We start from the raw sequence: 19502 nt of genomic DNA on the forward strand, positions 1-19502 counted from the left end.
TGCTACGCACTACAAGCTTACTAATTGATATACTAATATGCATTTACACATGCAACTCTGATATTTGGATAAGTAGCAGGATAGGCATGAACAATACCACTACCTCCACCTAAAACACTTGGATCTACATAATATGGATTCCCATCAACATATACATCACTACTCCAATAGCCATGCCAATAAAGCCAATCACTATCTATATATTCACCTTCATCAGTATAAGTCATCCCCCATTCGTTAAAAATTCCACCAACCCATTGTGATTGAGTATTTTTATAACTAATGCGGCGTTGATATTCAAAATGATTAAAGTTAGGTATCCCTTCATGCCAGTCTGCACTATTACCATTGCTATAATCTCGAACACTAGGTAATCGATAGGCGCCTAACTGTTGACAATAAATTTTAGCAGTCTCAAAGGTTGTATTGACATCCCCTTTTTCTCTTGGTCCTTCAGAATTAGCGATATACCAACGAGATAGATTAAAACTATACAATAGCTGTTTTTTTGCATTATCAGCATAAATTTTAAATAATGATGGTGAAAATATTTTAGATGCTGATTTATGATTAGGGCCAAGTAATTTAATATTTAGTACATTATTACTTTTAGGTGTTAATAATAAAGAAACCCCATTTCCTGATATCGGCGAAATAGTTGTACCATTAACTAATATCACTTGTTGAGAAGTTACTCCCTCAAGCAATAGTTCAAAATCCAAACCATGTGAACCTGTAGTCGGAAAATTGCTATCAGGAATTGTAATATTTTGACGTTTAAAACCTTTATTTGCATCCCATTGTTCAGGAGGACCTAAAAAAACTCCTGTACCATTTAAAATACTTGGTTTTGCATAACATGCTTTTGGTGAATTTGTAGAAATATAATAACTATGGCTACCTCCGATAAAAGTACCTTGATTAGGAATACCATAATTAGTAACTAAAATTCCGTCATCTACAGTAATTGTTAATTTATAAGGAGATTTACAAGCGTCTAAATCACTATTTGGATTTGATTTGATAAACTCAGTTACATCCTCACCTAATGAATTTTGCCATTTCACATTGAAATTGCCGGTAATAAAACTTAATTCATCTCCATCATTATCAGCCCAAAAATCATTGGTTAATATTATATTAGACAACCCCACTGACGGATATTTATCATGAGGCAAATAAGTATTAATATCACTAAATACTGGAGATACTTTATTTATAAATATTGGATTTGAAGGTGTTGATCTATCCTCTACAGAATTTATTACCTTATTTTCTGGTAATGTTATTGATATTAATGGTAAGACGGAATCCGTAGCTGTATATCCTCCGTCAAAACTAATATAAGGGCTACTACCATGTACCACATTCGCAGTTTGGGAAGTTAAAGCAAATACCTCTTCTATCATTAATAAGTTTAGTAATAGTAAGATAAATAATGCAATTGAAAATTTTCGCTTATTTTCCCCCCTTTTTTGCAATGTGAAGCAAAATTTATAAATTTTGTCGCTCAGAAAGCTACTGAATAAAAAATAGATGTTAGAATTAAATATTGAAAATAGATATGTATTAAATTTTGAAACTATCTTTTTTTGTAAAAATAACGGGAATTCAATTAAAATTCTATAAAAAGAAGAAACTAAACTCGATGAAGGACTATGGCTGGCTGGCTGGCTGGCTGGCTGGCTGGCTGGCTGGCTGGCTGGCTGGCTGGCTGGCTGGCCTCTAAACAACTGTATTTTAACATATTTTCAGTCCTTTGTCATAATGTTAATTTTACGACTTGATCAAATTTTCATAAACTATTCGATTCATGAATTATAATTAAATTTGCAAAATCCAGCAAACTCAATTTGTTAAATTTTGTTAAGATTCTTAAAGTTGCTATTTTTCCCCACTCATCACTTTCATTCCACTTTTTTGACCAGTCTGCATTAACGACAATATTTGTTTTATTTTACCTTCACTGATTAAATTACTCACTGCAGGTGTATTAATAAGCACTTCGAATATCGCTTTGCGAGTATCATTATATGGGATTAGTTTTTGACAGATAATTGCTTGTAAACTACTAGATAATTGAGTTCGTATTAACTCACGTGATCCGTATTCAAATACATCAATTATACGATTAATAGTTTCAATTGCTGAGTTAGTATGTAGAGTAGCAAAAACTAAATGCCCAGTTTCAGCAGCAATTAATGCGGCTTGAATCGTAGTTTTATTACGTAATTCACCGAACATAATAATATCTGGGTCTTGTCTTAATAAGCTATCAATTGCTTCACTAAAATGTGAGATTTCTCTTTGCTGGATTAGAGACTTTTCATTTTGATAAATAAACTCAATAGGATCTTCTAATGTAATAATATGTTTAGCTGCAATCTGATTAATATATTGAATCAAAGCCGCTAATGTTGTTGATTTCCCACTACCAGTTGCACCAGTAACTAAAATAATTCCTGATTCTACATTTACCAGTTTTTTCAATATTTCCGGTGCCTCAATTTCACATAAAGTTGGGATTTGTTGGTTAATAATTCTAAATACAGCTGAAATTCCCCGTTGTTGATAGAAAATATTCACCCTAAATCTTCCCACATTCTCAAGATAATAAGCAAAATCAATCTGCTGATGTTGTTGTAAAGTTACTTTTTGCTCATCATCGAGTAAATTTAATAACTCAATTTTTAGCTTAATTGGTGATAATTTATCACTTGAGATAAATTTCAAGTTTCCATTAATGCGAATGCACGGCACTTCACCACTAGAAAGATGCAAATCAGAGGCTTTTTGCGTTACACTAAAGGCCAACATTGAATTTAACATTATTTTTAACTAACCACTCTTTTATTGGGAATTCACATGAACACAGTACATGACAATTTAATAACAATTAAAAACAAAATTAACAAAATTGCTCTAGATTGCGGCCGAGATCCCAAATCAATCGAACTTATTGCAGTTAGTAAAACCAAACCTGTAGAATTAATCTCACAAGCGATAAATGCTGGTCAATTATCATTTGGGGAAAATTATGTTCAAGAAGGTGTTGAGAAGATTGCACACTTTAAACAAAGTATGCCTGATTCCCCTATTGTTTGGCATTTTATCGGTCCATTACAATCAAACAAGACTAAATTAGTAGCTGAAAATTTTGATTGGATGCATACCATTGATCGTTTCAAAATTGCCCAACGTCTTGATTCACAACGCCCAACAAATATGGATAAATTAAATGTCCTGATTCAGGTAAATATCAGCAATGAACAGACCAAATCTGGCGTTGCAATAGATGAAGTAGCTGATTTGATAAAACAGATTATTACATTACCGAATTTAAGACTACGCGGTTTAATGGCTATCCCTGAGATTGAAAATGATTTTGCTAAACAATTTGCTGTTTTTAAACAGATGAATCAGCTTTTGGAATCTTTAAAAACTGATTATCCATTTTTAGATACATTATCTATGGGGATGTCTGGTGATATGCAAGCTGCTATTGAGGCAGGAAGTACAATGGTTCGTATTGGTAGCGCAATTTTTGGCGCCAGACAATATGTATGATATATTGCCGAGTAAGTTATATTTTAGGAGTAATCAATGATATCGTTAATCTTCTTAGGAAGAGCTATTTTAATTCTTTGCTTATACGTCGTTATTCTACGGTTATGGATGCAACAGGCAAGAGTCAACTTTTATAATCCATTTACCCAGTTTATTGTACGTATTACCCAACCGGTAATTGGTCCGTTACGAAGATTAATTCCATCTATCGGGCGTATTGATACAGCAACTTGGCTCGTTTTTTATCTGATTGCATTACTTAAAGTTATGTTTATCTACCGGTTTGAAGGCATTGATGCACCTATTTGGAGCCCTTATTATCTTTTATTTGCTTTAGCTGCCATGGTACATGCTTTTGGACATTTATTATTTTGGTTATTATTCTTTAGGGCTATCTTAAGTTGGGTTAGTCGAGGCCAATCAGTCGCAGATGAATTGCTTGCTCAGCTAACCGAACCTTTAATTGCACCAATTCGCCGAATTATCCCACCAATTGGCATGATTGATCTTTCATTTATGGTAGTTGTTTTTATATTGATGTTTTTGAATTTATTGGCAATCGATCTTCTCGGTAATTTGTGGCTGGCATTCTAAAAATTAAAAGAGAGCCTATGCTCTCTTTTAAATAATATGATCTTCCCAGAAAATAACATCCTTTTCATAAACAATTCTATTTTTAACCGATATTTTTAACTTATGCATTAATTTTTTATTACCGACAATCAGCGGATGCCATTCTGGTAATACTCCTGTTTCGGAAAAATAACGATAAGTACAAGTTTTTGGTAACCATTCGATAGTCAGTAAATTTTCCCGTGTTAATTTTATGCAATCAGGTTCATAATCAAAACGGGTATGATAATGCTTACATTGACAAGTATTTGAATCAAGCAAATTACAGGCAACATTCGTATATAGGATTTCGTCAGTTTCTTCGTCCATTAATTTATTCAGACAACACTGACCACAACCATCACAAAGTTGTTCCCATTCATCATCACTCATCTGATCTAAGGTTTTATGTTCCCAAAAAGGTTCAATCATACTTTAAAATCATCTTCATTTAACATTTGTAAAAAAAATCCATCCTCTTTGATCTTTTCTTCAATTTCATTTGCTGTTCCAACAACAAATCGCCTTTTACCATCAAGCAATACTTTCATAACAAAGACTGGCGCACCAAAAATTGACATTATCTTTTCCGGTATATGTGAAAAATCATTTTCACATTCCATATATAAATAACAGTTTTCTTTTTTGCTACTTCTATAGATATAACACCACATCATAAAATTACATCTTACCTCTCAATTATTTCAGGCTATTTTGTAAATAAACTCCAGCACCAAATAATCCTGGATCGTTATGCGTTATGACATAAACAGGTATTTTTTTAACTAAAAAAGACATACGACCTTTGTGCTCAAATGCTTCTCTAAATGGTGATGACTTAAAAAATTCGATGAATCGAGGAACAATACCGCCCGCAATATACACACCGCCTTGGGTATTAAGTGTTAAAGCCAAATTGCCCCCAAATCGTCCCATAAAAGTACAGAAATAATTTAAAGTAGCTAAGCAAATCGGACAACTATTCGACAATGCTTTATTAACGATTATATCTGGCGTGATATCTTCAATCGGTTGATTATTGATTTGTAATAATGCTTGATAGATATTAACAATACCATTACCAGATAGAAATCTTTCTGAAGATACCCGACCAAATTTGTTACGTAACTGTTGTAAAATTCGATCTTCTTCTTCATTAACCATTGGTAATTCAGTATGTCCACCTTCACCAGATAAACTAAGCCAATGTTCGTTTAATTTAATTAAATGTGAAACGCCTAAACCCGTTCCTGCACCATAGATTGCTATTGGATAATTAAGATTAGCTTCACCACCACCAACTTTTATCACATCATCTGATGATAATCGAGGGATGGAATACGACACTGCAGTGAAATCATTGATAACTTCAAGCTTAGTTAAATTCAATTCTCTAATCAATTCAGAGCGAGAAAATGACAAATTATTATTCGTCATTTCAATTAAATCACCTTCATTAATTGGACATGCTATAGCAATACAAGCCATCTCAATAGTTACAGATTGTGATGTTAAATAAGTCTTAATCAAATTAAGCAATACATCATCTTTTGAAATGAGGATTTTAGTTATCGCTGATAATTCATTACTATCTAAATTATAAAGTGCAAATCGGGCATTGGTTCCACCAATATCAGTAACTAGTGCATATTTACTCATGTTATTCCCTTTTAAAAAATAAAATCTTTCTAGATAAACACTAATTTAATCAATTCAATTAATGCTATAACATAATGAGTAATATTATGGACTATTTAGATTGATTTAACTAGATTGCTTTAACTGAATTCACTAATGGAATTATTGCCGCTAACAAAATGTTAGCGGATGATATTTAGAATTTGAAGGAAATAACCTACTATAACCACTTTTTAACTTTAAAGTAAATGTAAGGGGCAATACCTGCTAGTAACATCAATAATAAGGATAAAGGATAGCCATATTCCCACTTCAGTTCAGGCATGTTTTCAAAGTTCATTCCATAAGCCGATGCAACCACTGTTGGTGGTAAGAATACTACCGAAACAACTGAGAAAATTTTAATTATTCGGCTTTGTTCAATATTGATAAAACTGGTAGCCGCTTGCATCAAAAAGTTTACTTTTTGGAACAAAGATTCATTATGTGGTACTAATGATTCAATATCTCGTATTACTTCTCGTGCTTGTTCTAACTGATCTGTAGGCATTTTTGCTCGGCGCACTAAATAATTAACCGCACGTTGACTATCCATCAAACAAAGTCGTACTTTCCAAGCAGTATCTTCTAATTCAGCTAAAGATGTAATTGCCTCATCATAATGTTCCTGAGATGAACGATCCATAATAATTAAGCTTAACTCTTCAAGCTCGCTATAAATATTTTCGATCTGATCAGCTAATTGCTCAACTTTAACTTCAAATAAATCCAATAATACTTCGTATGGATTACCATCATTCATGCCTTGATAACGTGAACGCATTCGGTATAGACGGAAAGCAGGTAAATCACGTTCACGCAATGTAAATAAGCGACCATTGTGTATCGTAAATGCTACTGTTGAGTTACCGGCTCGGTCTTCCGCATCTTCATAAAAGAAGAATGAGTGAACATGTAGTCCTTCATTATCTTCGAAAAAACGGGCTGATGCCTCAATATCATCAAGTTCAATACTTGTTGCTAGATTTTGGCCTAAATTGGTCAAAATGACTTCACGATCTGCTTCTTCTGGTTCAATTAAGTCAATCCAGATCGCATTTTTAATATCGCCTTCATTAATTTTTACTAATTGTTTGTTTTTTAATCCAAACGCATTAATCATAAGGCCTCCAGGAGAAAAAATGTTTAAGATATAATATCTACAAATGGCAGGCATTATACTCGTTATAGTAAAAAATTCCTATGATAAAGCGAATCTTTCTGTATTTTAAAATTTTGGATACTTAATTCCAAATTTAAATTAAATTCGGTGATGTTAATTAAGTCTCATGATACAATAATACATATTAAATATTTATGTAATTGTTAGGAGTGTATAATGGCAAATAGAGGTATTAATAAAGTCATTTTAGTAGGGAATTTAGGTCAAGATCCAGAAGTTCGGTACATGCCAAACGGTAACGCTGTCGCAAATTTTAGTGTTGCTACATCAGAAACTTGGAAAGATAAACAAACTGGTGAAAACCGAGATCGTACCGAATGGCATCGCGTTGTTGTATTTGGTAAATTAGCTGAAATTGCTGGCGAATATGTTAAAAAAGGTACTCAAGTTTATTTAGAAGGACAATTACAAACTCGTAAATGGCAAGACCAAGCAGGTAATGATCGTTATTCTACTGAAGTAGTGATCAATGCTGTAGGTGGAACATTACAAATTTTAGGCTCTCGTTCAGGAGATAGTTTTAATGATGGCTCACAAAACTGGGGACAAAGTGCTAATAATACTTCGTCTGCTCCTAGTACATCACGTCCTTCAACAACAAATGAACCAGCAGCAAGTCAACCAACTATGCCTGAACCACCAATGGATTTCGATGACGATATTCCATTTTAATGGTTATTTATTCAATTCTATATTATCTAGGCGTATAAATTACGCCTTTTTTCAATCCATATTCATTCATACTTTTCTCAAATAACGACAACTTATTATGTTTAACTTTTCTTAAAACCTGTGTTAGCACGGTAAAGATCAGGTGTAACTCCTGCGATATTTTTAAACATAGTAATAAAAGCGGATACTGAACTATAACCAACAGAAAATGCGATATCTTGAATCGATTTATCTTGTTCTAAAAGCGAGATACTATACAAAAATCGTAACCGTTGCCGCCACATTCTAAATGACATACCTAATTTTTGTTGGCAACGTCTTGCAAGGGTTCGTTCAGTTGTAAATACTGTTTGAGCCCACTGTTCAAGGGTCTTATTATTAGCTGGATCTAATTCTAACTCTTTTAAAATAGGAGCTAAATATTTATCGTTCGAACTTGGCAAATAGAATGTAAGGTTAGATTCCATTAAGAGTTGATCGATTAACACTTGTGCTAAACGAAGAGGTGGCGGTATGTCATTTATCGGCGTAATATTAGCACAAAACTTAAAAGCGCCATTGTTTAAAATAAAGGCTTCAGATAAAGATTCATAACTAACCAGTACTGCGCTAATATTTATTTAGTTTTCACCTAACTTAATGTATCTTTTTTATATATTTCATCTATACTTAATTAGAACTTTTATTACAATTTGGATTGAAGTTATGTTGGAACTTATACAAACAGTCGGTTTTGGTTTAATTCTGTTTATTCCATTAACTAATCCGTTAACTACCGTTGTACTGCTATTAGGTCTATCAGGTGATATGACCAATGAGGAACGTAATTACCAGTCAAAAATGACTTGTATTTATGTTTTCATCATCATGATTGTTTCATTTTATTGTGGACAATTGGTCATGAGCACATTCGGTATATCTATCCCTGGTTTACGTATCGCTGGAGGCATGATTGTTGGCATTATCGGTTTTAGAATGCTTTTTCCTCAACAACCCTCGCATAAAACATTAGAAGCAGATGCAAAAAAGAAAGAAGTTTCCAATAATATCGCATTTGTACCACTTGCAATGCCAAGTACTGCTGGGCCGGGAACCATTGCTATGATAATCAGTATGGCTTCCACTGTAAAAAGTGGTGGATATAATGTATCGACTTGGGTTGTTTATACTTCATCAATACTTGTACCTTTATTATTATGTATTATTTTATGGTTATGTATGCGTAGTGCTGGTAATATAATGCGCTTTATGGGTAAAAGTGGTATAGAAGCCACATCAAGAATAATGGGCTTTTTACTGGTCTGTGTTGGTACACAATTTATTATAAATGGTGTTAAAGAATTAATATTAAACTTCCCAAATATTTGAGGAAGGCTATTTTTTTATTACGAATTTTTACCGTATTGGTTAACTACCGTATTGGTTAACTAAAGATTTGGGATATTTTTTATCATTTCTACTCGCATCAAATAATCATATAGAGGTAAAAGCTGTTTAAAACCTTTAGCAAGTTTATTCGGTAAATCACCATTTAGGACATCTTCAATATGATTATTGGTTACCATTACAGCAATATTCTTTCGATTGTACCATGTCGATAATTTTTCATCTTGATCTTTGATTAATGGTCTTTTATACATTTCCCCTACTAATTCAAATGGTTTTTTAACACAATTAACTACCGCCAAAAATTTAGAAGGGTCATTTAATATTTCTTCTCTAAAGATATCCATAGTAGTTTTTGAAGCACAATAATAACCTAAACCATATCTATAGCTATCTGGACCAATTTCAAAAAAATAGGCTGGAGCTTCTTTCCAATCACGATTAGGGCGTTTAAACGTCAACCATAAACGACTACGGTATAATGACTTATCTTTAGAAAATCGCGTATCACGATGAATTCGTGAAATTGTTTTACCTATAGCTGGACGCGTTTCAAACCATTCATCAATTTTAAGCATGGTTGGTGTTAGTTGCTCAACCAATAATCGAAAAGGTTTGATCAAATCATTGTCATAAATTGATCTATGCTCTTCAAACCAAACTCTACTATTGTTAATCCAAGCATCTTGTAAAAAATTTAACCCTTCTTGAGTAAAGCCAGTAAAATTTGCCATATATTACTCCTGATATAATGCTCTAACTTTATCTAAGTCCTCTTGGGTATCAACCCCAATAGCTGGAGCTTGTTTGGCCACCGCTACATGTATTTTCTCACCATACCAAAGAACTCTTAATTGTTCTAACATTTCTATCTGTTCTAAAGCAGAAGGTGCCCATTGAATATATTGACGAATAAAACCCGCACGATATGCATAAATACCAATGTGACGTAGGTAAAAATCACCAATCGAATCAAGTTGATGTTGTTCACTCAATTTAGCAAAACGATCACGCTCCCACGGAATAGTCGCCCGTGAAAAATAGAGTGCATAACCATCTTTATCCATAACCACTTTTACAGCACCTGGATTAAATGCTTCTTCAACAGAATCAATCGGTACAGCTAAAGTTGCCATGCCGGTTTTATAATTCACTAAATTATCAGCAACTTGATCAATAATAATCGGTGGAATTAATGGTTCATCACCTTGAACGTTTACAATAACTTCATCGTCAGCCAGTTGAAATGTATTAATGACTTCAGCTAAACGTTCAGTTCCTGAGTTATGCTTATCACTCGTTAAAACGACTTCACCACCATAGCTTTGCACTACATCAAAAACTTGTTGGTTATCAGTCGCAATGATGACTCGACTAGCCGATGATTTTTGTGCTTGTTCCATCACTCGAATTATCATCGGTTTGCCATGGATATCAGCAAGGGGTTTTCCCGGTAAACGGCTGGAAGCATATCTAGCAGGAATAATTACTGTAAAACTCATAAAATTACCTCAAAACTTTAATTATTCTTTATCACAATTAGATTGATTTAATGAATTTGCTTCGCTTGCTAATAATACCGGTATCCCTTCTTTTATTGAGTAAACTAACCTATCATTTTGGCAAACTAATTGTTGGTGTTGCTTATCGTATTCTAATTGTCCATGGCATTTAGGACAAGCAATAGCACTTAATAACAGTTGTTTCATTTTTTTTCTCTTTGTAATTTTCTTTCTACAAATAGTGAGTAAATCTTTTCAATAGCCTGATCGGGTATCGTAGCATCAATTGGTAAATACCACCAATTAGGTAATGCAAATTGTCGACATTTCACTGCATCTTTTTCGGTCATTAAAAGTGTTTGATTACTTGCAGCAACTTTCTCTAATAATGGCAAGCTAAAATTTTGATGATCGGCAAAAGATTCAGTATGTAACAAATCTGCATTCATTTTAATTAACATATCGAAGAATCGCTTTGGATTACTAATACCAGCAATAGCACAAATATGATGTAATGCCGATAACTGGCTTTTTTCATTAGTCAGTAGATTTACCGCGTAACTAGGGGTTAGTTGCATAGTATAAGTTTTATCTGGATACTGATTTGATATATCGCCTAAACTGTCACCATTTATCATAATTAAGTCTACTGATTTCAACCGATTTATTCGCTCTCTCATCGGGCCAGCTGGGATCCACCAACCGTTTCCGAATAGTCTCTTACCATCAACGACTACGATCTCAATATCACGAGCTAATGCATAATGCTGTAAACCATCATCAGTTAAAACAACATCCAATTGATATGATTTTAATAATTCTTTAACTGCCTCGACTCGCTTAGGTGCGACCGCAATTGGTACTTGAGTTCTTTGATAAATTAAAATTGGTTCGTCACCAGCCTGCGCAGTGGTAGTATTTTCATCTAAAATTAATGGATAATGGTCGGATTTTCCACCATAACCACGAGAGACTAATCCAACCTTCAGACCTTTAGCCTTTAAAGCTTCAATTAAACTAATTGCCAGAGGCGTTTTACCATTACCTCCTGCTGATAAATTACCAATGACAATAATGGGAATTGGAGATTGCCATGCTTTGAATATACCAAACTTGTATAATTGACGACGAATAAAGCTAATACATCCATACAATAATGAAAATGGCAACAACAACCAAAATGATTTATTTTTACCATACCATAATTTCTCAATCATAACTTTATTATGCTCGCTAGTTCCAATAATTTTATTTTTATATAGTGAATGAATATATAATTTGTACACCATATTAACAATAATTCTATTTTACTCATAAAATGATAAACTACCAAACCAATCATGATACCATCTTGGATTGATATCTTGTCGCATCGTTTTCTGTTGCCATGATGTTGGATAAAAAAATAGACTAATCTGCCCTTCCTTGCCTGTAATATAATAATTAATATTTAGCGCTTTATAACGATTAGTTATCTTATTTGAAGGCAATCGCCATGGGTTATAACGTGATGTTGAAGTTAGCGCATTAGAGGGATTAACATAATTTAAGAATGGATAACTTGATGAAGTAGTACTACCATGATGAGGAGTTTGTAGAATGGTTGAGTGTAGACTGCGTTTATATTTAACCACTAAATCATATTCTTGTTTACGTTCTAAATCGCCAGTCAATAACACTGAAAATTGACCATCAGTAATTTGTATTACACATGAATCGCCGTTATTAGGATCGCTCACTAATTGGGTCGGCCATAACACATTAAAGCGTAAATGTTTCCAATAAAAATTATGATCAGCTAAACAGTTATAATCATTACTCAAACTAGTAGATGAACTCATTAACCATGCATTAGGATAACGTTGTTGTAAATAGCTTAAGCCACCGATATGATCATTATGACTATGGCTAATAATAATTCCTTCAACGTTCAGATTATGCCATTGTAAAAAAGGGATAATTACTTGCTCTGCAGCTGAACTATCTTCCCATTTTGCGCCAGTATCATACAAAATAGCTGATTTACCATTGTGAATCACAATCGCCAATCCATGTCCAACATCCAACATATCAACTCTCCATAGATAATCGGGTTGTTTATAAATTGGTGAAAATAACATTATTATAATAATCACAATAGTAAAGCTAAATCGACGCCAAAATTCTATCCGAATAATGATTATAGTTATCCAACCAATACCACTAAACAAATAAAAATCCGCCGGTATATTTAGCCATAAAATATTTAAATATTCTAAGCAATAAAAAAGCCATTCTAGTGAAGTTTGCGCAACAAACCATAACCATAAAGCAAGATAAAAACAGTCCATTAAACTAAAAAATAATGCCAATAAAATCGCAGGAAAGGTGATTAACGAAACAATGGGAATTGCAATTAAGTTAGTTAACAATGCAACAACACTTATACCATGAAAAATAAATAATTGGATAGGAAGCAATAATAATGTTAAACCAAATTGTAAATGTAATAATCTAATAAAATACCATCGTTTTTTATTTTTTAACGTGCTGGCTAGTGGCAACCATTCAAATAAAAAAATCAAGCTAACCACAGCATAACAGGACATCCAAAAACTTTCAGATAGTATCATTAGTGGGTCAAAAATTAATAATAACGCTATAATACGGTTAATTTTCTGCCATGCGCTAATGTGATTATTTTTATAGCGCAAATATATCCAAATTGATAAAGCTAAAATAGCACGTAATGCTGGAGGATTAAAACCAATCAACCATGTATAACATAACGTCATTAACCAACCAATTAATATGGGTAACAATAAAGGGCTATAGCGTTGAGGTAAAAAAAACACTAATCCTTTTAGCAAAAAATAACTAATATAGAATACTAACAGAATATGCATTCCTGAAATTGCCATTAAATGAGCAACACCGGTTTGCATCATAGTTAAACGATTATGATCAGAAATCTGTGAACGGTCACCAAATCCTAATGCTAATAAAATTCCTCGATAACTAAACAAATTAATATAAGCTAAACATTTATCAGCAATACTTTGTCGAATATTAAACTTTTTTTCGAGTAAAACTGATTTAATAACTTTAGCTTTTAGCAAAGTATGATTAGCAATCGCAAAACGTTGTTTATCAAATGAGCCTTCATTTAAATAACTATGCGTCACTTTAGTTTTTATGGTTAATTGCCAAATTTGCCCTGCTTTAATTAAATCTGATTGTTGCCAATAAATAATTACAGGTACTGGTGATGATAAAATCTGATCTGAAATTTTTAAAATGGAAAATTCTGCATAATATGGATTGGTTTGTTTTTGGGAGTGAATTTGAGTATTAATAGTTTCAACTTTTGCAGTAACGACTAATGTCTGGTCAATATATGGTTCAATTAGACTTAAGTATTGTTTTGCATTTGCTGTAGACCAGAGAAAGCTTAATATAAACACAGCAATCAAACAAAGATAGTAATGACGCCGTATCGGCCATACTAAAATAATAACAATGAATACTCCAGCCAAAACAAACCAAATCGTTTCAGATGGCAATGATGGCAAAAACATTAATGGCACACATCCTAAGATAAATACAATTGCCATTAAATCTATTGAACCGTAGTGCCGCATCAATTTCTACATATTATTATTGTTTAAATAATCAATCTAATATGTTCGAACTTTCTACGAATTATTTTATCTTTAATTTTAGAGCTACATCCCAGTTTAAAGATTACTATTTCTGTTTCTATTGAGAATCATTCATCTAATTAACAAATAAAAAAGCCTTTGATTCTACTCAAAGGCTATTTTATTAATTGGATTGAAATTATGCTTTAGCTGCATTATTTACACGTTCACGTAACTCTTTCCCAGGTTTAAAGTGAGGAATATATTTGTGTTTAACCTCAACATTTCCTCCTGTTCTAGGGTTTCTAGCTTTACGTGGTGCACGGTAGTTAAGACTAAAACTACCAAAACCGCGTATTTCAACGCGATCATTACTTTCCATCGCTAAAGCAATTTGTTCAATAATGTCTCTAACAGCATCATCAACAAGTTGCACAGGAAGGTGTGCCCGCCAGTTGACTATTCTTTCTGCTAAATCGGATCTGTTCATGGTCACTCCTAATTTATTTTATGTGGTATATATTTTATTCATTTTATACCACAAAAGAAAAAGAGGGCAAGCCCTCTTTACTCTTTGAATAAATATTTTTTACTCAGTTTTTGATGCTGCTTTAAATGCTTCAGCCATTGCGTTAGTAAATGATGCATCTTCTTGAGTTGCAGTATTATTTACAGCTGCTAATGCTTCTTTTTCATCAGCTTCATCTTTAGCACGTACAGATAGTGAAATTGCACGAGTTTTACGATCGATATTTACAATTTTCGCTTCTACTTCATCACCAACATTTAATGCAGTAGTTGCATCTTCAACACGTTCACGAGCAATATCTTGTGCTTTTAAGTAACCTTCGATACCGTCAGCGATTTCAACTGTTGCACCCTTAGCATCAACTGCAGTAACTTTACCTTTAACAATTGCGCCTTTTTTGAAGTTAGATGCAAAGCTGCTGAATGGATCGTCTTCAAGTTGTTTGATACCTAATGAGATACGTTCACGGTCAGCATCAACTTGTAGAACAACAGCTTCAATATCGTCACCTTTCTTATAAGCTTTAACAGCTTCTTCACCTGGCATATTCCAAGAAATATCAGAAAGATGTACTAGACCATCAATACCACCATCTAAGCCGATGAAGATACCGAAATCAGTAATTGATTTGATCTTACCGCTAACTTTATCACCTTTATTGTGTGATTCAGCAAATTGTAACCATGGATTTGGTTTACATTGTTTAAGACCAAGAGAAATACGACGACGTTCTTCATCAATTTCAAGAACTACAACTTCAACTTCATCACCTAAGCTAACTACCTTAGATGGATGAATGTTTTTGTTAGTCCAATCCATTTCAGAAACGTGTACTAAACCTTCAACACCAGTTTCGATTTCAACGAAACAACCGTAATCAGTTAAGTTAGTTACTTTACCTGTTACTTTAGTACCTTCTGGGTAACGTTTAGCAATTGAAACCCAAGGATCTTCGCCTAATTGTTTTAAGCCAAGAGAAACACGTGAACGGTCTTTATCGAATTTAAGAACTTTAACAAGTAGTTCTTGACCAACTTCAACCACTTCACTTGGGTGTTTAACACGTTTCCAAGCCATATCAGTGATATGTAGTAAACCATCAACCCCACCAAGATCAACGAATGCACCGTAATCAGTAAGATTTTTGATAATACCTTTAACTTCAGAACCTTCTTGTAGGTTTTCAAGAAGTTGTTCTCTTTCTGCGCTATTTTCAGATTCAATTACTGCACGACGTGAAACAACTACATTGTTGCGTTTTTGATCTAATTTAATAACTTTTAATTCGATCTCTCTATTTTCAATATGAGAAGTATCGCGTAATGGACGAACATCAACAAGCGAACCTGGTAGGAACGCACGAACGCCATTAAGATCAACCGTAAAGCCACCTTTAACTTTACCATTGATAACACCTAAAACTGTTGCAGCATCTTCAACTGCTTTTTCTAATGTTAGCCACGCTTCATGACGTTTAGCTTTTTCACGAGATAAGATTGTTTCGCCAAAGCCATCTTCAATAGAATCAAGAACAACGTCAACAACGTCGCCAACTTGAACTTCTAATTCACCTTGGGCATTTTTAAACTGCTCTACTGGAATTGCTGATTCAGATTTTAAACCAGCATCAACTAAAACAACATCTTTGTCGATTGCAACGACAGTACCACGGATCATATTACCAGAACGAGTGTCTAGTTGATTTAAAGACTCTTCAAAGAGTTGAGCAAAAGATTCAGTCATATTTTATATACTTAAATTAATATTAACGTCCACATTACATCCTGTCTTGTGGGGTTGTTTATGTTACTCCACTTATATCCTTATAATGGAGCTTCGTTCACACAATAAGTTTACTTACAATATAAACTTATAGCGCAAGTTTTTCTTTTATATACATAATAGCTTGATTAAAAACATCTTCGATAGAGAGAGATGTGGTATCAATTATTAATGCGTCAACTGCAGGCTTTAAGGGCGCAACCGCTCGATTTCGATCTCGCTCATCACGCGCAGTTATCTCCTGCAAAATTTCGGGGAATTTAGCATGAATTTGCTTATCTTGCAACTGTTTCATTCTTCTTTCTGCTCTTGATTGAGCGCTAGCATCAAGAAATATTTTAACGGGAGCATCGCTAAACACGACTGTACCCATATCACGGCCATCGGCAATTAATCCAGGCAATTGTCGAAAATCACGTTGACGCTGTAATAAAGCTGTTCTTACTTCATTTATTGCAGCTACTTTTGAAGCTGCTCCACCAGTTTGTTCGGTACGAATCTCTTTTGAAACATCAACCCCAGCCAACAATACTTTGACATCATCATGACTGCTATCAAATGTTAACGGCAAATTCAATGCGAGCTGAGTTAGCTGATTAATATCATCTAAAGCAATATTTTTCTTTAACGCTGCTAGCGCTAACACTCGATAGATAGCACCTGAATCCAAAAGATGCCAGTTGAAGTGATTTGCTAACGCTTGACATAATGTACCCTTACCTACACCACTTGGCCCATCAACAGCAATAACAGGAATATTTTTTGTCATGTTATATTTCACTTAATCGTTTAAATTGTTCAAAATAATCAGGGAATGTTTTCATTGTACACTTCGGATCTAAAATAGTTACCGGCGTATCAGAAAGTGCAACTAATGAGAAACACATAGCCATACGATGATCATTATAAGTTTTGATTTCTGCATGGTTGAGTTTTGCAGGAGGAGTTATAGAAATATAATCCTCTCCTTCTTCAACAGTAGCACCAACTTTACGCAATTCGTTAGCCATAGCCGATAAGCGATCGGTCTCTTTTACTCGCCAATTGTAAATATTTCGAATTGTCGTTGTTCCATCAGCAAAGAGTGCAGTTGTTGCAATTGTCATCGCTGCATCAGGGATATGGTTCATATCCATATCCACACCATTTAATTCCCCGCGAGAACACTCAATATAATCATCAGCCCAAGTTATTTTGGCACCCATTTTTTCCAGCACATGAGCAAATTGAGTATCACCTTGTAAACTTTTTTTACCAACTCCAGTAACACGAACAGTGCCGCCTTTAATTGCTGCTGCCGCTAAGAAATAAGATGCTGAAGAGGCATCACCTTCTACCAAATAGCTACCAGGAGATTGATAAGTTTGATTAGCTTTAATGACAAATGTCTGATATTGATTATTGATAACCGATACACCAAATATTGCCATCATTTTTATTGTAATATCAATATATGGTTTAGAAACTAGATCGCCAATAATAGTAATTTCAGTATCATTGCTAGCTAAAGGGGCTGCCATCAATAGTGCAGTTAAGAATTGACTTGATACCGAGCCATTTACAGCAATCTTACCTCCAGTAAAACCACCATGGATATGAAGCGGCGGATAACCTTTATTTTCAAGATAATCAATTTTAGCGCCACCTTGACGTAATGCATCGACCAAATGACCAATTGGACGCTCTTTCATACGAGGTTCACCTGTTAATACAATATTATTATCGGCTAAACAAAGTGCTGCTGCTAAAGGACGCATAGCTGTCCCTGCATTTCCTAAAAATAATTCTAATGGATGAGCAGAATGTAATTTACCGCCAACCCCTTCTATATCACAAATTGTTCGGTCATCTGACAGATGATATTTGATATTCAACGCTTTTAAAGCGTCAAGCATATAGCGAACATCATCACTATCAAGTAAATTAGTTAATCTTGTTTTGCCTTGACTAAGTGCAGATAATAATAGTGCACGATTTGATACACTTTTAGAACCTGGTAAATTAATAGTACCACTAAATTTTTTTATCGGTTGTAATGTCAAAGATAACATAATGACTCTCTTTAGTAATTTTAATATTCTTTAAAAATTTTCTAAGGTGGTTTTTAATAGATCAATTGCTTTATGATCTTTTGCGCTATTTTGCCACAGCTTATCAAATAAGTGGCGATAACGCTTAATTGCATCTTCTGAAGATGTTATTGAGGCAATCCCTGTGGTTATATTAGGTAGTTCACCTAATCGGAAAGGACTCATTGCCAATGCTAATGCCTCTTCATTTTGATAAAATATTTGAAAAGCGATGGATGGGATAGCTTGTTCTGTAATCGCAATTGTTGGTGCATAAGCTTGGTCTTCTATCAATTTGATCAAATGATAAATTTCTTTACGAGCCAACAACATTCTTTCAGACTTTTTACCTGGGGAAATGGTTAAATTACCAACCAAACCAATATGCAAAAATCGCTCAACATTACGTAAACTGATTAGATTAATCACTTTAGGTATAGATTGATAAAATTGTGTCTTACGCTCATTTAAAATCGATAATGATGTTGCATATCGTTGCGCGGCAATGGATTCACTCGACTCATTTAACATCATACCTAAATGGGAAAGGTAATCGGGTGAAGTTAATAGAAAAGAAAAAGGATCAAAATGAGAATAGATGTGCGTTGATTGTTCTTCTAATTGACGCATACGTTCAAAAAAACCATCACCGCTAGAATAGTATTCGGTATCAATACCTAGCAAACTAGCAAATGAAGTATCTAATAATGAGGCTAACCGTTCAAGTGTTTCTATTTTAACAATTTCGCCTTTTTCTAAACGGTAAACCGCAGCTCTAGAAATTTTAAGACTTTCTGCAACATCTTCAGCTCTGAGAGAAGCAGCGATACGGTAAGCCCGCAACCGCTGTCCGATAGCACAATAATCAATCGATCCAGTAATCATAATACACTCAAACTATTG

General features: G+C 33.9%; 21 protein-coding genes and 1 pseudogene. 5 read left to right on the top strand and 17 right to left on the bottom strand.

Features of this window, described 5'->3' with window-relative positions; all coding sequences use genetic code 11:
* Nucleotides 1-32: 32 nt before the first annotated feature.
* Entirely contained in the window at nucleotides 33-1481 is a 1449-nt protein-coding gene (locus H3T83_RS10540) for a hypothetical protein (protein WP_198215728.1), read from the bottom strand.
* A 177-nt stretch (nucleotides 1482-1658) separates the two neighbouring features.
* On the opposite strand from H3T83_RS10540, the gene H3T83_RS11460 reads away from it, so the two are divergent.
* Nucleotides 1659-1787 (top strand): hypothetical protein, encoded by a 129-nt coding sequence (locus tag H3T83_RS11460; RefSeq protein WP_255518736.1) that lies wholly within the window; start codon nucleotides 1659-1661, stop codon nucleotides 1785-1787.
* Between the two features lie 97 nt (nucleotides 1788-1884).
* On the opposite strand, the gene H3T83_RS10545 is transcribed toward H3T83_RS11460, so the two are convergent.
* On the bottom strand, nucleotides 1885-2817 hold the full coding sequence (locus H3T83_RS10545) for a type IV pilus twitching motility protein PilT (RefSeq protein ID WP_198215729.1): 933 nt from the start codon (nucleotides 2815-2817) through the stop codon (nucleotides 1885-1887).
* Between the two features lie 48 nt (nucleotides 2818-2865).
* On the opposite strand from H3T83_RS10545, the gene H3T83_RS10550 reads away from it, so the two are divergent.
* Nucleotides 2866-3567 (top strand): YggS family pyridoxal phosphate-dependent enzyme, encoded by a 702-nt coding sequence (locus tag H3T83_RS10550; protein WP_086357164.1) that lies wholly within the window; start codon nucleotides 2866-2868, stop codon nucleotides 3565-3567.
* A 36-nt stretch (nucleotides 3568-3603) separates the two neighbouring features.
* A complete protein-coding gene (locus H3T83_RS10555) occupies nucleotides 3604-4161 on the top strand; it encodes a YggT family protein (protein WP_065613304.1) in 558 nt (185 codons plus the stop codon).
* Nucleotides 4162-4188: 27 nt separating this feature from the next.
* Here the strand turns inward: H3T83_RS10555 and H3T83_RS10560 are convergent, their stop codons facing one another.
* The 4 genes from H3T83_RS10560 to corA form a co-directional block, all read right to left on the bottom strand.
* A complete protein-coding gene (locus tag H3T83_RS10560) occupies nucleotides 4189-4611 on the bottom strand; it encodes a YcgN family cysteine cluster protein (RefSeq protein ID WP_065579259.1) in 423 nt (140 codons plus the stop codon).
* A complete protein-coding gene (locus tag H3T83_RS10565; protein WP_081298923.1) occupies nucleotides 4608-4856 on the bottom strand; it encodes a YcgL domain-containing protein in 249 nt (82 codons plus the stop codon). The genes H3T83_RS10560 and H3T83_RS10565 overlap by 4 nt, the downstream gene beginning before the upstream one ends.
* A 22-nt stretch (nucleotides 4857-4878) precedes the next feature.
* Nucleotides 4879-5838: a glucokinase gene (locus H3T83_RS10570; RefSeq protein WP_086365601.1), complete on the bottom strand. Its 960-nt coding sequence runs from the start codon at nucleotides 5836-5838 to the stop codon at nucleotides 4879-4881.
* Nucleotides 5839-6037: 199 nt separating this feature from the next.
* Nucleotides 6038-6979 (bottom strand): magnesium/cobalt transporter CorA, encoded by a 942-nt coding sequence (gene corA / locus H3T83_RS10575; RefSeq protein WP_065613307.1) that lies wholly within the window; start codon nucleotides 6977-6979, stop codon nucleotides 6038-6040.
* 216 nt (nucleotides 6980-7195) lie between these two features.
* Between corA and H3T83_RS10580 the strand changes: the two genes are divergently transcribed.
* Complete coding sequence (locus H3T83_RS10580; protein ID WP_065579262.1) at nucleotides 7196-7711, top strand: single-stranded DNA-binding protein; 516 nt, start codon at nucleotides 7196-7198, stop codon at nucleotides 7709-7711.
* Between the two features lie 101 nt (nucleotides 7712-7812).
* Here H3T83_RS10580 and H3T83_RS10585 read toward each other — a convergent pair.
* Nucleotides 7813-8214 (bottom strand): annotated as a pseudogene (locus tag H3T83_RS10585) (helix-turn-helix domain-containing protein); the annotation flags it as partial.
* Between the two features lie 202 nt (nucleotides 8215-8416).
* On the opposite strand from H3T83_RS10585, the gene H3T83_RS10590 reads away from it, so the two are divergent.
* Nucleotides 8417-9079, top strand: coding sequence for a MarC family NAAT transporter (locus H3T83_RS10590; RefSeq protein WP_065579264.1), 663 nt, complete (start codon nucleotides 8417-8419; stop codon nucleotides 9077-9079).
* A gap of 59 nt (nucleotides 9080-9138) precedes the next feature.
* Here the strand turns inward: H3T83_RS10590 and H3T83_RS10595 are convergent, their stop codons facing one another.
* From H3T83_RS10595 to H3T83_RS10640, 10 genes are all read right to left on the bottom strand, one after another.
* The gene (locus H3T83_RS10595) at nucleotides 9139-9831 is read right to left on the bottom strand and encodes a DUF2461 domain-containing protein (protein ID WP_034903634.1); all 693 of its coding nucleotides are present in this window, start codon (nucleotides 9829-9831) and stop codon (nucleotides 9139-9141) included.
* Between the two features lie 3 nt (nucleotides 9832-9834).
* Entirely contained in the window at nucleotides 9835-10599 is a 765-nt protein-coding gene (gene kdsB, locus H3T83_RS10600; protein ID WP_065651841.1) for a 3-deoxy-manno-octulosonate cytidylyltransferase, read from the bottom strand.
* 21 nt (nucleotides 10600-10620) lie between these two features.
* Nucleotides 10621-10806 (bottom strand): Trm112 family protein, encoded by a 186-nt coding sequence (locus H3T83_RS10605; protein WP_034903640.1) that lies wholly within the window; start codon nucleotides 10804-10806, stop codon nucleotides 10621-10623.
* Nucleotides 10803-11816: a tetraacyldisaccharide 4'-kinase gene (lpxK, locus tag H3T83_RS10610; protein ID WP_198215731.1), complete on the bottom strand. Its 1014-nt coding sequence runs from the start codon at nucleotides 11814-11816 to the stop codon at nucleotides 10803-10805. The genes H3T83_RS10605 and lpxK overlap by 4 nt, the downstream gene beginning before the upstream one ends.
* A 90-nt stretch (nucleotides 11817-11906) precedes the next feature.
* On the bottom strand, nucleotides 11907-14192 hold the full coding sequence (locus H3T83_RS10615) for a DNA internalization-related competence protein ComEC/Rec2 (protein WP_198215732.1): 2286 nt from the start codon (nucleotides 14190-14192) through the stop codon (nucleotides 11907-11909).
* 226 nt (nucleotides 14193-14418) lie between these two features.
* Nucleotides 14419-14709 carry an integration host factor subunit beta gene (gene ihfB, locus H3T83_RS10620; protein ID WP_034901983.1) on the bottom strand — a complete coding sequence of 97 codons (291 nt, stop codon included), beginning with the start codon at nucleotides 14707-14709 and terminating at the stop codon, nucleotides 14419-14421.
* A 99-nt stretch (nucleotides 14710-14808) separates the two neighbouring features.
* Nucleotides 14809-16491, bottom strand: a complete 1683-nt coding sequence (rpsA, locus tag H3T83_RS10625; RefSeq protein ID WP_034901981.1) for a 30S ribosomal protein S1 — start codon at nucleotides 16489-16491, stop codon at nucleotides 14809-14811.
* A 127-nt stretch (nucleotides 16492-16618) separates the two neighbouring features.
* On the bottom strand, nucleotides 16619-17299 hold the full coding sequence (cmk, locus tag H3T83_RS10630) for a (d)CMP kinase (RefSeq protein ID WP_198215733.1): 681 nt from the start codon (nucleotides 17297-17299) through the stop codon (nucleotides 16619-16621).
* Between the two features lies 1 nt (nucleotide 17300).
* A complete protein-coding gene (gene aroA, locus H3T83_RS10635) occupies nucleotides 17301-18584 on the bottom strand; it encodes a 3-phosphoshikimate 1-carboxyvinyltransferase (protein WP_370528042.1) in 1284 nt (427 codons plus the stop codon).
* Nucleotides 18585-18611: 27 nt separating this feature from the next.
* On the bottom strand, nucleotides 18612-19484 hold the full coding sequence (locus H3T83_RS10640; RefSeq protein WP_065651838.1) for a helix-turn-helix domain-containing protein: 873 nt from the start codon (nucleotides 19482-19484) through the stop codon (nucleotides 18612-18614).
* Nucleotides 19485-19502: the final 18 nt, after the last annotated feature.

Origin of the sequence: Gilliamella sp. M0320 (assembly GCF_016101635.1) — a bacterium.
GTDB lineage: Bacteria > Pseudomonadota > Gammaproteobacteria > Enterobacterales > Orbaceae > Gilliamella > Gilliamella apis.

What these genes read in the sequence shown, in the direction of transcription:
- H3T83_RS10545 (WP_198215729.1), bottom strand. Translation starts at nt 2,817, where the DNA reads ATGTTGGCCTTTAGTGTAACGCAAAAAGCCTCTGATTTGCATCTTTCT.
- H3T83_RS10615 (WP_198215732.1), bottom strand. Translation starts at nt 14,192, where the DNA reads ATGGCAATTGTATTTATCTTAGGATGTGTGCCATTAATGTTTTTGCCA.
- H3T83_RS10640 (WP_065651838.1), bottom strand. Translation starts at nt 19,484, where the DNA reads ATGATTACTGGATCGATTGATTATTGTGCTATCGGACAGCGGTTGCGG.
- H3T83_RS11460 (WP_255518736.1), top strand. Translation starts at nt 1,659, where the DNA reads ATGGCTGGCTGGCTGGCTGGCTGGCTGGCTGGCTGGCTGGCTGGCTGG.
- H3T83_RS10580 (WP_065579262.1), top strand. Translation starts at nt 7,196, where the DNA reads ATGGCAAATAGAGGTATTAATAAAGTCATTTTAGTAGGGAATTTAGGT.
- corA (WP_065613307.1), bottom strand. Translation starts at nt 6,979, where the DNA reads ATGATTAATGCGTTTGGATTAAAAAACAAACAATTAGTAAAAATTAAT.
- H3T83_RS10570 (WP_086365601.1), bottom strand. Translation starts at nt 5,838, where the DNA reads ATGAGTAAATATGCACTAGTTACTGATATTGGTGGAACCAATGCCCGA.
- H3T83_RS10590 (WP_065579264.1), top strand. Translation starts at nt 8,417, where the DNA reads ATGTTGGAACTTATACAAACAGTCGGTTTTGGTTTAATTCTGTTTATT.
- H3T83_RS10605 (WP_034903640.1), bottom strand. Translation starts at nt 10,806, where the DNA reads ATGAAACAACTGTTATTAAGTGCTATTGCTTGTCCTAAATGCCATGGA.
- cmk (WP_198215733.1), bottom strand. Translation starts at nt 17,299, where the DNA reads ATGACAAAAAATATTCCTGTTATTGCTGTTGATGGGCCAAGTGGTGTA.
- lpxK (WP_198215731.1), bottom strand. Translation starts at nt 11,816, where the DNA reads ATGATTGAGAAATTATGGTATGGTAAAAATAAATCATTTTGGTTGTTG.
- H3T83_RS10595 (WP_034903634.1), bottom strand. Translation starts at nt 9,831, where the DNA reads ATGGCAAATTTTACTGGCTTTACTCAAGAAGGGTTAAATTTTTTACAA.
- ihfB (WP_034901983.1), bottom strand. Translation starts at nt 14,709, where the DNA reads ATGAACAGATCCGATTTAGCAGAAAGAATAGTCAACTGGCGGGCACAC.
- H3T83_RS10555 (WP_065613304.1), top strand. Translation starts at nt 3,604, where the DNA reads ATGATATCGTTAATCTTCTTAGGAAGAGCTATTTTAATTCTTTGCTTA.
- H3T83_RS10550 (WP_086357164.1), top strand. Translation starts at nt 2,866, where the DNA reads ATGAACACAGTACATGACAATTTAATAACAATTAAAAACAAAATTAAC.
- H3T83_RS10565 (WP_081298923.1), bottom strand. Translation starts at nt 4,856, where the DNA reads ATGATGTGGTGTTATATCTATAGAAGTAGCAAAAAAGAAAACTGTTAT.
- kdsB (WP_065651841.1), bottom strand. Translation starts at nt 10,599, where the DNA reads ATGAGTTTTACAGTAATTATTCCTGCTAGATATGCTTCCAGCCGTTTA.
- rpsA (WP_034901981.1), bottom strand. Translation starts at nt 16,491, where the DNA reads ATGACTGAATCTTTTGCTCAACTCTTTGAAGAGTCTTTAAATCAACTA.
- H3T83_RS10560 (WP_065579259.1), bottom strand. Translation starts at nt 4,611, where the DNA reads ATGATTGAACCTTTTTGGGAACATAAAACCTTAGATCAGATGAGTGAT.